Here is a 13,869-nt window from a genome sequence, read left to right on the forward strand (position 1 = left end):
ACATGTCCTTTCCCCTCCTGACAGCGACGGCGGCGCTCCCGGCGATCGGCGCGATCGCCACCGCCGCCGTCCCGGCCGCACGGCGCACCGCCGCCAAATGGCTGGCCCTGGCCTTCTCACTGGGCACCCTGGTGCTGGCGGCCATCGCGCTCGTCCGCTTCGAGCCCGGCGGCAGCCGCTTCCAGCTCACCGAATCGCACGCCTGGATCAAGGACTTCGGCGTGCGGTACGAACTGGGCGTGGACGGCATCGGGCTGGCGCTCATGGCGCTCACCGCCCTGCTGATCCCCTTCGTCATCCTGGCCGGCTGGCACGACGCCGACCCCCTGGAGACCAACTCCTCGCGCTGGCGCCCCACTCAGGGCTTCTTCGCCCTGATCCTGATGGTCGAAGCGATGGTGGTCCTCTCCTTCGTCGCCACCGACGTCTTCCTCTTCTACATCCTCTTCGAAGCCATGCTCATCCCGATGTACTTCCTCATCGGCGGCTTCGGGGACCGGGCCCACACCGGCAGCGACGAGAACGCCGCGGCGCAACGCTCGTACGCGGCGGTGAAGTTCCTCCTCTACAACCTGGTCGGCGGCCTCATCATGCTGGCCGCGGTGATCGGGCTCTACACGGTCGCGGGGACGTTCTCGCTCTCCGAGATCGCCGAGGCCCGCGCCAACGGCACGTTCTCCATGGCGACCAGCACCGAGCGCTGGCTCTTCCTCGGGTTCTTCTTCGCCTTCGCGGTGAAGGCCCCGCTGTGGCCGCTGCACACCTGGCTGCCCAACGCGATGGGGGAGGCGACCACCCCGGTCGCCGTGCTGATCACCGCCGTCGTCGACAAGGTCGGCACCTTCGCGATGCTGCGCTTCTGCCTCCAGCTCTTCCCGGAGGCCAGCAAGTGGGCCACCCCGGTGGTCCTGGTCCTGGCGCTGATCAGCATCGTCTACGGGGCGCTGCTCGCCGTCGGCCAGCGCGACATCAAGCGGCTGATCGCCTACGCGTCGATCTCGCACTTCGGCTTCATCATCCTGGGCATCTTCGCGATGACGAGCCAGGGCCAGTCGGGTGCGACGCTCTACATGATCAACCACGGCATCTCGACGGCCGCGCTGATGCTGGTGGCGGGCTTCCTGATCACCCGGCGCGGCTCACGGCTCATCGCCGACTACGGCGGAGTCCAGAAGGTGGCCCCGATTCTGGCCGGCACCTTCCTGATCGGCGGTCTGGCCACCCTGTCGCTGCCGGGGCTCGCCCCGTTCGTCAGTGAGTTCCTGGTCCTGGTCGGCGTGTTCTCCGCCTATCCGGTGGCCGGCATCATCGCCACCACCGGGATCGTGCTCGCCGCGATCTACGTCCTGGTGCTCTACCAGCGGACGATGACGGGGCCGGTCAAGGCCGAGGTCCAGGGCATGACGGACCTCAAGGTCCGTGAACTGGTGGTGGTCGTCCCGCTGATCGCCCTGCTGATCTTCCTGGGCGTCTACCCGAAGCCGCTGACGGAGATCGTCAACCCGGCGGTGCAGCACACCATGTCGGACGTACAGAAGAAGGACCCGCAGCCCCAGGTGGAGGCCGTCAAGTGAGCGCAACAGCTGTCCACAGCCTGTGGACGATGGCGGGCGGGGTGACGTCGGCCGCGCCTGACGAGAAGTTCAAGGCACCGGTCATCGAGTACACCCAGCTGACCCCGGTCCTGATCGTGATCGGAGTCGCCGTACTGGGCGTCCTCGTCGAGGCCTTCGTGCCGCGCCGGGCCCGCTACCACACGCAGATCTTCCTGACGGTCGTCGCCCTGGTCGCCGCGTTCGCCGCGGTGATCGGCCTCGCGGCCGACGGATACGGTACGACGAAGGCGCACATCGCCGCGATGGGGGCCGTCGCGATCGACGGGCCCGCCCTGTTCCTCCAGGGCACCATCCTGCTGACGTCGCTGGTCGCCGTCTTCACCTTCGCGGAGCGGCGGCTCGACCCCGCCTCGCACGGCAACAGGGTCGACTCCTTCGCCGCGCAGGCCGCGTCCGTGCCCGGCAGCGACAGCGAGAAGGCCGCGGTCAAGGCCGGGTTCACCACCACCGAAGTCTTCCCGCTGATCCTCTTCTCGGTCGCGGGCATGCTGGTCTTCCCGGCGGCCAACGATCTGCTGACGCTCTTCGTGGCCCTGGAAGTCTTCTCGCTCCCGCTCTACCTCCTGTGCGCCGTCGCCCGCCGCAAGCGGCTGATGTCGCAGGAGGCCGCGGTGAAGTACTTCCTGCTCGGCGCCTTCTCCTCGGCGTTCCTGCTCTTCGGGATCGCCCTGCTCTACGGCTACGCGGGCTCCGTCTCGTACGCGAAGATCGCCGCCGTGGTGGACGGTTCCGTCCAGAAGATCGACCCGGCGCTCGCGGACACCATGGGCAACGACGCGCTGCTGCTCATCGGCGGCGCGATGATCCTGACCGGCCTGCTCTTCAAGGTCGGCGCCGTCCCGTTCCACATGTGGACCCCGGACGTCTACCAGGGCGCCCCGACCCCGGTCACCGGCTTCATGGCGGCGGCCACCAAGGTCGCCGCGTTCGGTGCGCTGCTGCGCCTGCTGTACGTGGTGCTGCCGGGCCTCACCTGGGACCTGCGCCCCGTCATGTGGGGCGTCGCGATCGTCACGATGCTGGGCGGCGCGGTCGTCGCCATCACCCAGACCGACATCAAGCGGCTGCTTGCCTACTCCTCGATCGCGCACGCCGGCTTCATCCTCGCCGGTGTCATCGCGGCCACCCCGGAGGGCATCTCCTCGGTCCTCTTCTACCTGGCCACGTACTCCTTCGTGACGGTCGGCGCCTTCGCCGTCGTCACCCTGGTGCGCGACGCGGGCGGCGAGGCGACGCACCTGTCGAAGTGGGCCGGCCTCGGCCGCCGCTCCCCGCTGGTCGCCGCGGTCTTCGCGGTGTTCCTGCTGGCCTTCGCCGGTATCCCGCTGACCTCGGGCTTCTCCGGGAAGTTCGCGGTGTTCAAGGCCGCGGCCGACGGTGGCGCCGGCGGCCTGGTCGTCGTCGGTGTGATCTCGTCCGCGATCGCCGCGTTCTTCTACATCCGGGTCATCGTGCTGATGTTCTTCAGCGAGCCGAAGGCGGACGGCCCCACGGTCGCCGTCCCGTCCCCGCTGACGATGACCACGATCGCGGTCGGTGTCGCGGTCACGCTGGTGCTGGGCCTGGCCCCGCAGTACTTCCTGGACCTGGCGAGCCAGGCGGGAGTCTTCGTGCGGTAGGGGTGACCCGTACCACCGCCGGAACAGCGCCGGACGTGCTTGTAAGTCAAGCCCGTCCGGCGTTGTCGTACGCGGCGCCTATCGTGGCAGGAGAGCGCGGAGACAGGAACGGGCCGGATGCCGGGGGACAGAGCGATGAGCGGGACGGGCGTGACAGGCGTGACCATGGGTGTGACCGAGAGCGACGCACGGCAGACGCTCCACCGGGTTTTCGGGTACGAGGCGTTCCGGGGTGAGCAGGAAGCGGTCGTCGACCATGTGGTGGCCGGCGGGGACGCCGTGGTGCTCATGCCGACCGGCGGCGGCAAGTCGCTCTGCTACCAGATCCCGTCCCTGGTCAGGCCCGGTACGGGCATCGTCATCTCACCCCTGATCGCCCTGATGCAGGACCAGGTGGACGCGCTGCGGGCACTGGGCGTGCGGGCCGGGTTCATCAACTCCACGCAGGACCTCGACGAGCGCCGCTCGATGGAGGCCCAGTACGTCGCGGGCGAGCTCGATCTGCTGTACCTGGCCCCGGAGCGGCTCCGGCTGGACTCCACGCTCGGCCTGCTCTCCCGGGGCGAGGTCGCCGTCTTCGCCATCGACGAGGCGCACTGCGTCGCCCAGTGGGGCCACGACTTCCGGCCCGACTACCTGGCCCTGTCCGTGCTGGGCGAGCGCTGGCCCGACGTACCCCGGATCGCGCTGACGGCGACGGCGACCGCGGCCACGCACGAGGAGATCACCCAGCGCCTGGGCATGCCCGACGCCAAGCACTTCGTGGCGGGCTTCGACCGGCCCAACATCCAGTACCGCATCGTGCCCAAGGCCGACCCGAAGAAGCAGCTGCTGTCCTTCCTCAAGGAGGAGCACGCCGGGGACGCGGGCATCGTCTACTGCCTCTCGCGCAACTCCACCGAGAAGACCGCCGAGTACCTCTGCCGCAACGGCATCGAGGCCGTCCCGTACCACGCGGGCCTGGACGCCGGCATCCGTGCGCTCCACCAGTCCCGCTTCCTGCGCGAGGAGGGCCTGGTCGTCGTCGCGACGATCGCGTTCGGCATGGGCATCGACAAGCCGGACGTGCGCTTCGTCGCCCACCTCGACCTGCCGAAGTCCGTCGAGGGCTACTACCAGGAGACCGGCCGCGCCGGCCGTGACGGCGCCCCGTCCACGGCCTGGATGGCCTACGGGCTCCAGGACGTCGTCCAGCAGCGCAAGCTCATCCAGGGCGGCGAGGGCGACGAGGCCTTCCGCCGCCGCGCCGCCTCGCACCTGGACTCCATGCTGGCCCTGTGCGAGACCGTGCGGTGCCGCCGGGCCCAGCTGCTGAAGTACTTCGGCCAGGAGCCCGCCACCGCCTCCTGCGGCAACTGCGACACCTGCCTGGCCCCGCCCGAGACCTGGGACGGCACGGTGGTCTCCCAGAAGCTGCTGTCCACGGTGGTACGGCTGAAGCGGGAGCGCGGCCAGAAGTTCGGCGCTGGCCAGATCATCGACATCCTGCTGGGCCGCAAGACGGCGAAGATCATCCAGTTCGACCACGACCAGCTCTCGGTGTTCGGCATCGGCGAGGAGCTGGCCGAGGCGGAGTGGCGCGGCGTGGTCCGCCAGCTGCTGGCCCAGGGCCTGCTCGCGGTCGAGGGCGAGTACGGCACGCTGGTGCTGACGGAGGAGAGCGCCTCGGTCCTCGGCCGGGAGCGCGAGGTGCTGCTGCGCAAGGAGGCCCCGAAGCCCGCGTCGCGCTCCTCGAAGGGCGACCGGAAGGCGAAGTCCACGGCGGCGGCCGCCGAGCTGCCGGAGCAGGCCGTGCCGGTCTTCGAGGCCCTGCGCGCCTGGCGCGGAGCCCAGGCGAAGGAGCTGGGCCTCCCGGCCTACGTGATCTTCCACGACGCGACGCTCCGCGAGATCGCGACGCTGCGCCCGTCCTCCACCGCCGAGCTGGGCGGCATCAGCGGCCTGGGCGAGAAGAAGCTGGCGACGTACGGGGACGGGGTGCTGGAGGTCCTCGCGTCGTTCGGCGAGGCACCTGCGGAGGCCCCGGTCCCTGCGGAGGCCCCGGCCCCGGCAGCGTCTCCGGCCCCGGCAGCGTCTCCGGAAGCGCCTCCGCTGCCGATCCAGGCCGCGTCCCCGGCGCCCGTGCCCGCCACCGCCGCGTCCCGGCCCGTGGCTCAGGACCCCGACCCGGAGTTCGGCTGGGACGAGGAGCCGCCGGAGTTCGACTGAGTGAGGCTCCCCCGAGCGTGTGAACGCCGCTCGCGGCGGTGACCGGTGACCGGTGACCGCGCGCCGGGGCGGGCCCGTGCTTCCTCGCGGGCCGTGCGCCGGGGCGAGAGCCCTACCCGCCGCCCGACTGGTTGGACCTGTCCTGGCGGACGTTGCGGTGCACCGCGTGGGCCGGCCACTGCTCGCGGACCAGGTGGCGCATCGCGCCGCGGCTGCCGCGGCCGGTGGCGACGAAGCGGCTGAGGCCGGCCGCCGAAACGAGGGCGGCGAGCGCCCGGCTGCGGTGGTCGGGGAAGCCGGCCTGTTCGGCGGCGGCGAACTGCTGCCGGGCCTGCGCGGCCAGGTCCTTCGCCGCCACCGGATGGCGGTGGTAGGGGAGCAGGCCGAGGAAGCGGTGGGTCTCCCGGCGCAGGATGCCACGCTGCACGAGGGCGTCCAGATGCATGCCCTCGACCTGCCGCCCCGCGTGCCGCACCCAGCCCTTGGCCGATGCCCCGGACAGCAGTCCGCCCTTGCTCGGCGCAGGCCGGCTCCGCATCAGTGCGGCCAGCAGCGGGTCGGGCGGCTCCAGCGGGTTGACCACCTGGATCTGTCCGCGCTCCCCGGTGATCCGGCCCTGGAGCTCCAGCTCCGCCAGGGCCGCCCCGGCCATCGCGTACTCGAGGAAGCGGTTGCGGCAGTACGGCTTGCCGCGCAGCGGGTCCAGCGCGAGCAGCAGCAGTTCCTCGGGCAGCGTCGGGCGGGGCGTGGGGATCATGGCGCGGTCACGATCCGTCCGGTCACTTCGCCGAGGCCGACCCGGGTGCCGTCAGGACCCGGTGCCCAGGCCGTGATCGTCACCGTGTCCCCGTCCTCCAGGAACGTCCGCTTGCCCTCGGGGAGTTCCAGCGGATCGCGGCCGTTCCAGGTGAGCTCGAGCAGGGAGCCGCGCTGGGCGGGCTCGGCGCCGCTGATGGTGCCGGAGCCGTACAGATCGCCGGTGCGCAGCGAGGCGCCGTTCACCGTCATCTGGGCCAGCTGCTGGGCCGCCGTCCAGTACATCGTGGAGAACGGCGGCTCCGCGACGACCTGGCCGTTGATGGCGACGGAGAGGCGGAGGTCGAAGCCGCCGGGCTCCTCCTCGTCCGCGTCGTCGAGGTAGGGCAGCAGCGGGAAGTCGCGCTCGGGCGGGGCGGTGCGGGCGGCGTCCAGGGCCTCCAGCGGGGTCACCCAGGCCGATACCGAGGTGGCGAACGACTTGCCGAGGAAGGGGCCGAGCGGCACGTACTCCCAGGCCTGGATGTCGCGCGCCGACCAGTCGTTGAGCAGCGACAGGCCGAAGACGTGCTCGCGGAAGTCGGCGAGCGCGACGGGACGGCCCTGCTCCGAGGAGGTGCCGACGACGAAGCCGACCTCGGCCTCGATGTCCAGCTTCACGGACGGGCCGAAGACCGGTGCCGGGTCGGCGGGGGCCTTGCGCTGGCCCGAGGGGCGCGCCACATCCGTCCCGGAGACCACGACCGTGCCCGCCCTGCCGTGGTAACCGATGGGCAGGTGCTTCCAGTTGGGGGTGAGCGCGTCGCCGTCCGGGCGGAAGATCCGGCCGACGTTGGTGGCGTGGTGCTCGCTGGCGTAGAAGTCGACGTAGTCCGCCACCCGGTAGGGCAGGTGGAGCGTCACGGAGTCCACCGGGTGCAGCAGCGGCTCTATGTCCGGGCGGTGGGCCGGGACCGTCACCCAGGCGGTCAGCGCGCGGCGCACATCGCTCCAGGCGGTCCGGCCGGCCGCGAGCAGCGGCATCAGGTCGGGCTGGGCCAGCAGTTGCGCGTAGGGCGAGCCGAGGGCCAGTGCGGCCGCGCCGGCGTCCAGCACATGGCCGCCGATGCGCACGCCGACCCGTCGCTCGCCGGGCCGGTCGGGGGCGGAGAACACTCCGTACGGAAGGTTGTGCGGACCGAAGGGATCGCCCTCGGCCAGTTCGAGCGGGCTGCTCTGCTCGGGCATCTGTTGCTGCCTCGCTTTCCAGGTCGCTTGAGGGACACGTTACGTCGGCGGCGCCACCCGGCGGCAGAGTCCCAACGATCCCCCAATGCCCGGAAAATGCCGCTGTATCCCTGCGCGTCCGGGGGAACGCACGGGGATACAGCGGCACGGCTCGCAGGCTGTCAGCCGGCGGTACGCGGGATGCGCTTCTCCCAGGTCCGGTGGAAGACGACCTCGCCGCCGTCCTTGCAGACCACTTCGTTGGAGGTGATGAAGTGGGTCGCGTCGGCGCTGATCTCGGAGCGCGTGTCGATCTGCGCGTCCCAGGCCGTCTCCGGCCGGTGCAGCCGGACCGTCCAGTCGGAGCGGGTGTGCGCGGAGAGCGGGTCGCGCTCCTGGATCGTGTACGTCTCGACCGCGTCCTCGGTGAACTCGAGGCCGTCGGGGTAGACCCGGGTGCCGCCGTAGCGCGGGTCCACCTCCATCCGCCACTCGCCCTTGGCGACGTCGCGGATCACCAGTCGCTCGGGGCGCTGCTCGTCGAGGGTGGCGGGGTAGACGACGCCGAGCGGCTCCGACTGCTCGGGCTCCTCGAAGTGGATCGCGGGGTCCTCGGTGTGCCGGCGCACCGGCAGTTCGACGAAGCTGCCCCCGGCGTCGAGCGTGAAGCCCGCCGAACCGGCCTGGGGCCAGATCCAGGGCCAGTACGAGGAGGAGATCGCGACCCTGATGCGGTGGCCGGGCGGGAAGGTGTGGCCGATGCCGTTCAGTTCGAACGTCACGTCCTCGGTGGCCCCGGCGGGCCAGTCGTCCGCGCGGTCCCGGCCGTGCCGGGCGGCGAGGTTGAGGACGCCGCGGGTGACGAGCGTAGAGGAGCCGTCGGGGGCGACGTCGCACAGCCGGGCGATGGCCTGGCCGCGCGGCACGTCCATCCGGATGCGCAGCCGTACGCGCGGGCGGCCCAGAATCTCGATGGGCGCGTCCTCGACGGGGAACTCGAAGGACACCGATTTGGCGTCCTCGTCGCGCTGGTCGGGCGGCAGGTCGGCGTCGTTGCCGAACGGGAAGAACCGGCCCGCGTCCACCCCGGTCTGCTGCGGTGAGTCGACGGTCTGCGGGCCGCCCTTGAGGGCGTACGCGACCGGCGAGACGTTCTCCGAGGGCCAGCTGGTGTCCCCGACCCAGCGGCCGGGCAGGGTCTCGTACACCGTGGCGGGCCGGTGCGACTCGCTGATCCAGGACCTCAGCAGCGGCTCCGACATCACGCCGGTGTCCTTGTCCTTGAGGTGCTGGTCCCACCAGCGCAGTGTCTCCTGGAGGAAGCCGATGCCGGGCCCCGGCGGCAGACCGCGGTCGGGGTACTGGTGCGACCACGGCCCGATCAGGCCACGGACCTGTCCCGGGTCCAGGTGCTCGACGAGCCGGAGCACGGTGTCGCGGTACGGGTCGTGCCAGCCGCCGACCGCCAGGACGTTCGCCTGGATGGCGGAGTAGTCCTCGCAGACGCTGCCGTGCTTCCAGTAGTCGTCGCGCGTCTGGTGGTCCAGCCAGGTGTGGATGAAGGGGTCGACGGCTTCGAGCCGCTCCAGCCACATGTCCTTCCACGCGTCGCCGACCTGGGCCGGGTCGGGCGGGCGGCAGACGAAGGCGAGCATCGTCGCGGCCCAGGCGTGCATGTCCACGGCGAGGACCGAGCCGCCCATGTAGTGGACGTCGTTGTCGTAGCGGTCGTCCGCCGAGCACACGGTGACGATCGCCTTGAGCGGCTCGGGGGCGAGCGCGGCGATCTGGAGGGAGTTGAAGCCGCCCCAGGAGATGCCGAACATGCCGACGCGCCCCGAGCACCACTCCTGCTGGGCGAGCCAGTGGATGACGGCGACGCCGTCCGCGAGCTCGGTCGCGTCGTACTCGTCGCCCGGCAGCCCCTCGCTGTTGCCGTGGCCGCGTACGTCGACGCGCACCGAGGCGTAGCCGTGGCCCGCGTACCAGGGGTGGCGCTGCGCGTCGCGCGGCGCGGTCCAGTCGCTCAGCCGGTAGGGGAGGTACTCGAGGAGGGCGGGCACCGGTTCGTCGGTGACCGGCCGCCAGATCCGGGCGTAGAGCCGGGTGCCGTCCGGCAGCGGGATACGGATGTCCTCGTGGGTCGTCTCGTACGGGAATTCGGTGCGGATGCGCATGGGGGTACCTCAGTGGACGGGGTGCATGGTGCGCTTGAGCCAGGGGGCGGCGGCGACGACGGCCACACCGGCCACCACCGCGATAGCGCCATTGACACCGAAGTAGGCGGGGTTGGAGACCTCGCCGTACAGCTTCACGATCTGTGCCTGGATTCCGTTGGCGAGGGCCAGTGAGAGGAACCAGAGCGCCATCGTCTGGCTGGCGAACGCCTTGGGGGCGAGCTTGGTGGTGGCGGACATGCCGGAGGTCTCCAGCAGGATGTCGCCGAGTCCGAGCAGCAGGTAGGAGCCGACGATCCACCAGGCGGCCATCTTGTAGCTGTCGTCGGCGTGCCCGGAGGTCGGCAGGACCATCAGCAGGAACGAAAGACCGCCGAGGATCACGCCCATCGCGATCTTGTTGGACGCGTGCGGCTGGCGCGGCCCCATCCTCGCCCAGACGGCCGCGACCACCGGGGCGAGCGCGACCTCGAACGCGCCGAGCGCCGAGGCGTACCAGCTGGCCGGGAAGTGGAAGCCGAAGATCTCCGTGCGGGCGTTGGTCGACGCCAGCAGCATCATCGTCGAGTACGCCTGGAAGAGGATGAAGTTGAAGACGACGGAGGCCAGGAACAGCACCACGTACGGGCGCAGCCTGCCGCGCTCCTCCGGGGTGACCCGCGGGCTGCGGAACATCACCACGAAGTAGACGACCGGCGCGATCACCGAGATGACCGTCAGTACGTCGACGAAGCGGTCCATGGTCAGCCAGCCCACCAGGGCCAGCACGGTGGCGGCCGCCGCGACCACGACGACGCCGAGGACGATCCGCCACACGATGCCGCGCTTGGCCTCCGGAGCCAGCGGGAACTCGGCGGAGTGCTTACGCCCGGCCAGGTGACGCCGGCCCAGTACGTACTGGATCAGGCCGAGCGTCATACCGAAGGCGGCGGCCGAGAAGCCCCAGTGCCAGCTCGCGTGGTCACCCAGCCAGCCGGTGATCAGCGGGCCGAGGAACGCACCGATGTTGATGCCCATGTAGTAGAGGGCGAAGCCGGCGTCGCGGCGCTCGTCGTCGGTCCGGTAGAGCTTGCCGACCATGGTGGCCACGTTCGGCTTGAGCAGCCCGGTACCGGCGCTGATCAGGCCGAGCCCGACCCAGGTCATGGTCGCGGTCGGCACCGCCATGGAGTAGTGGCCGCAGGCGATGAGGATGCCGCCGTACAGGACGGCCCGGTAGGAGCCGAGGATGCGGTCGGCCAGCCAGCCGCCCGCGACGGAGACCAGGTAGACCAGGGTGCCGTACGCGGCCGAGACGGAGGCGGCGGTGCCGGGCTCCATGCCCAGGCCGCCGTTGGCGACCGTGTCGGCGAAGTACAGGACGAGGATGGCCTGCATGCCGAGGAACGAGAACCGCTCCCAGACCTCCAGGCCGGACAGGGTCATCAGACCCCGTGGCTGGCCGAAGAAGGCGTGGTCGTCGCCCGGCGGTGGCTGGGTCGGATCGGTGTCGTGAGCGGTGTGGGACAAAGGGACTACTCCTGATCGTATGAGCTGATCCCGAACATACCGGCGGTGGCGGGAAGGCGCCCACGGTGATCCAAAGGGGACCGGATACGCTGACTTGAGTGATGGCAGCGACACATCGACATTCCGTGTGATCGTCAGCAGACAGGAGATCCCCTCGTGACCGTCGTCGGGCCGTTCGGACTGAGCGTGCGGGACCAGGCTCTTGAGGCCGGTGTCCAGGCCGGTTTGGCTGCTGTCGAGTCGGGACTCCTCGATGCGACCAAGAGCGAGGTGCCCTTCATCACAGAGGCCGCGCAGCACCTGGTGCACGCGGGGGGCAAGCGGTTCCGGCCGCTGCTCGCGATGCTGTCGGCCCAGTTCGGAGACGCGGACGCCCCGGGCGTGGTGCCCGCCGCCGTGGTCGTCGAGCTGACGCACCTCGCGACGCTGTACCACGACGACGTGATGGACGAGGCCGACGTGCGCCGGGGCGTGGACAGCGCCAATTCCCGCTGGGGCAACTCGGTGGCCGTGCTGACCGGCGACTTCCTCTTCGCGCGCGCGTCGCACATCCTGGCCGACCTGGGCCCGGAGGCCGTGCGCATCCAGGCGGAGGCGTTCGAGCGCCTGGTCACCGGCCAGATCCTGGAGACCGCAGGACCGCGCGACGGGCGTGACCCGATCGAGCACTACCTCGACGTGATGCGGGGCAAGACCGGTTCGCTGATCGCCGTGGCCTGCCGCTTCGGCGCGATGATGGCCGGTGCCGACGACGCGACGACCGACACACTCACCCAGTACGGCGAACGGCTCGGTGTCGCCTTCCAGCTCGCCGACGACGTCCTGGACATCGCCTCCGACTCCCACGAGTCCGGCAAGACCCCCGGCACTGACCTCCTCGAAGGCATCCCGACGCTGCCCGTACTCCGTCTGAGGGCGCAGGCCGAGGCCGACGGGAAGCCGGACGACCTGGAGCTCGTCGCGCTGCTGGACGGCGACCTGACCGAGGACGGCCGGCTGGCCGAGGCGCTGCGCCGGCTGCGCGCCCACCCGGCGCTCGAACAGGCCCGCCGCGACACCGTCCGGTACGCCGAGGAGGCGCGGGCCACGCTGGCGACGCTGCCCGGCTGTTACGCCAAGTCCGCCCTGGAAGAGATGTGCGACGCCGTGGTGCACCGCGCGGGCTGAGCCCCCACGGGGCCGGGGCGCACTCCCGGCCGGCCCCGGTCTGCTCGCAAACCCCTACGGGTAGGCGGAGTTACGGCGCCCGGTGTCATACCGAAGAGGTATGGGGAGTTGCTCCCCCGGGCTGACGCTTCGGGCTCCCCGATTTGGTCAGATGGAGAACAACCACTCCTGACCAAAACGGGTGAGAATGGCGGCACGGAGTGGACGAGTGCATCCCGACGGAAGCCGCCGACCACGGAGGTAGGGCACACATGGCACCGAACGACAGCGCAGACAGCAACGGCACGGCCCCGCACGGCACCGCGCGAGCCGTCGCGGGCCGCCGGAAGGCGGTGCGCTACATCGTCCCGGTAGCGGTGGCGGGCGTGGCGGCCGCGACGATCGGGCTGGTCCCGGCGCTCGCGAGCTCCGGCGACCCCGATCTGCCGGAGATCACCGCGCAGGAACTCATCGAGAAGATCGCCGCCTCGGACACGGAGCAGCTGTCCGGCACGGTGAAGATCAGCACCGACCTCGGCATCCCGTCCCTGGGCGGCCTGGCCGGCTCCTTCGTGCCGGACGGCGCGGGGGGCAAGGGCGGTGCGAGCGCCGACCCGCAGGCGAAGCTGACCGAGCTGGCGTCCGGCACACACACCCTCCGGGTGGCCGCCGACGGTCCCGACAAGCAGCGGGTGTCCGTCCTGGACAACGCGTCCGAGTACAGCATCATCCACAACGGCGACCAGGTCTGGGCGTACGACAGCGAGTCGAACGCCGTCTACCACGCGAAGGAGAAGGCCGGGAAGCACGCCGAGCGCGGCGAGCACCCGGCGCCCGACGGCGTACCGACCACGCCGAAGGCCTTCGCCGAACAGGCGCTCAAGGCGGCCGACGGCACCACGTCCGTGACGGTCGGGGGCACCGCGCAGGTCGCGGGCCGCGACGCCTACCGGCTGGTCCTCAAGCCCGAGCAGAGCGGCTCCACGATCGGGTCGATCACCGTCGCGGTGGACGCGAAGACCGGGGTACCGCTCAAGTTCACCCTCCAGCCCAGCAGCGGCGGCAAGGCGGCGATCGACGCGGGGTTCACCTCCGTCGACTTTGCCAAGCCCGCCGCGTCCTCGTTCTCCTTCACCCCGCCCAAGGGTGCCGAGGTCACCGAGGCGGACAGCGCCGGCAACCGCGAGAAGGCGGCAAAGGCGCACAAGGCCGAGGGCGGCCTGGGGGCGCTCGAAGGACTGAACGCCAAGGGTGAGGGCGTGACGGTGACCGGCAAGGGCTGGAGCGCGATCGCCGAGATCAAGACCCCCGGCGCGGCCGGCAAGCCCTCGAAGGCATCGGGCGACGTACCGGCCGAGGCGCAGCAGCTCCTCGACTCGGTGGGCGACAAGGTCACCGGCAAGTTCGGCTCGGGCACGGTCTTCAAGACCCGCCTGGTCAACGCGCTGATGACCGATGACGGCCGGGTGTACGTCGGCGCGGTCACGAAGGACGCGCTGGTGAAGGCGGCGGACAACGCCGGCTGACATCCGGCGGCCCGCCACCCGCAGAACGCATGACGCACGACGCATCCGCCCCGCCGTACGCTCCGTACGGCGGGGCGGACGCGATCCGCGACCACTGTCCGCGCGA

Annotated in this window: 9 protein-coding genes; 5 read left to right on the forward strand and 4 right to left on the reverse strand. The window is 71.0% G+C overall.

Annotated features, from left to right (window positions below; translation table 11 throughout):
• The first annotated feature begins 2 nt into the window (after positions 1–2).
• The 3 genes from ACGFU6_RS19970 to recQ all read left to right on the forward strand — a co-directional run bounded on the left by ACGFU6_RS19970 (position 3) and on the right by recQ (position 5,443).
• Complete coding sequence (locus ACGFU6_RS19970) at positions 3–1,574, forward strand: NADH-quinone oxidoreductase subunit M (protein WP_393612440.1); 1,572 nt, start codon at positions 3–5, stop codon at positions 1,572–1,574.
• The gene (nuoN, locus tag ACGFU6_RS19975; RefSeq protein WP_393612442.1) at positions 1,571–3,235 is read left to right on the forward strand and encodes an NADH-quinone oxidoreductase subunit NuoN; all 1,665 of its coding nucleotides are present in this window, start codon (positions 1,571–1,573) and stop codon (positions 3,233–3,235) included. The genes ACGFU6_RS19970 and nuoN overlap by 4 nt, the downstream gene beginning before the upstream one ends.
• Positions 3,236–3,352: 117 nt before the next feature.
• Entirely contained in the window at positions 3,353–5,443 is a 2,091-nt protein-coding gene (gene recQ / locus ACGFU6_RS19980; RefSeq protein ID WP_393612444.1) for a DNA helicase RecQ, read from the forward strand.
• Positions 5,444–5,555: 112 nt separating this feature from the next.
• Here recQ and ACGFU6_RS19985 read toward each other — a convergent pair whose 3' ends face one another.
• The 4 genes from ACGFU6_RS19985 to ACGFU6_RS20000 form a co-directional block, all read right to left on the reverse strand.
• Positions 5,556–6,200, reverse strand: coding sequence for a GPP34 family phosphoprotein (locus ACGFU6_RS19985; RefSeq protein ID WP_393612446.1), 645 nt, complete (start codon positions 6,198–6,200; stop codon positions 5,556–5,558).
• Positions 6,197–7,426 (reverse strand): fumarylacetoacetase, encoded by a 1,230-nt coding sequence (fahA, locus tag ACGFU6_RS19990; protein ID WP_393612448.1) that lies wholly within the window; start codon positions 7,424–7,426, stop codon positions 6,197–6,199. The genes ACGFU6_RS19985 and fahA overlap by 4 nt, the downstream gene beginning before the upstream one ends.
• A gap of 161 nt (positions 7,427–7,587) precedes the next feature.
• The gene (locus ACGFU6_RS19995) at positions 7,588–9,582 is read right to left on the reverse strand and encodes a CocE/NonD family hydrolase (protein WP_393612449.1); all 1,995 of its coding nucleotides are present in this window, start codon (positions 9,580–9,582) and stop codon (positions 7,588–7,590) included.
• A gap of 9 nt (positions 9,583–9,591) precedes the next feature.
• On the reverse strand, positions 9,592–11,091 hold the full coding sequence (locus tag ACGFU6_RS20000; protein WP_393612451.1) for a peptide MFS transporter: 1,500 nt from the start codon (positions 11,089–11,091) through the stop codon (positions 9,592–9,594).
• A 156-nt stretch (positions 11,092–11,247) separates the two neighbouring features.
• On the opposite strand from ACGFU6_RS20000, the gene ACGFU6_RS20005 reads away from it, so the two are divergent.
• Together ACGFU6_RS20005 and ACGFU6_RS20010 are read left to right on the forward strand one after the other, a co-directional pair.
• Positions 11,248–12,258, forward strand: a complete 1,011-nt coding sequence (locus ACGFU6_RS20005) for a polyprenyl synthetase family protein (protein WP_393612452.1) — start codon at positions 11,248–11,250, stop codon at positions 12,256–12,258.
• 251 nt (positions 12,259–12,509) lie between these two features.
• Positions 12,510–13,763, forward strand: coding sequence for an outer membrane lipoprotein carrier protein LolA (locus tag ACGFU6_RS20010; RefSeq protein ID WP_393612454.1), 1,254 nt, complete (start codon positions 12,510–12,512; stop codon positions 13,761–13,763).
• The last annotated feature ends 106 nt before the right edge of the window (positions 13,764–13,869 follow it).

Origin of the sequence: Streptomyces sp. NPDC048462 (assembly GCF_043200175.1) — a bacterium.
Lineage (GTDB): Bacteria > Actinomycetota > Actinomycetes > Streptomycetales > Streptomycetaceae > Streptomyces.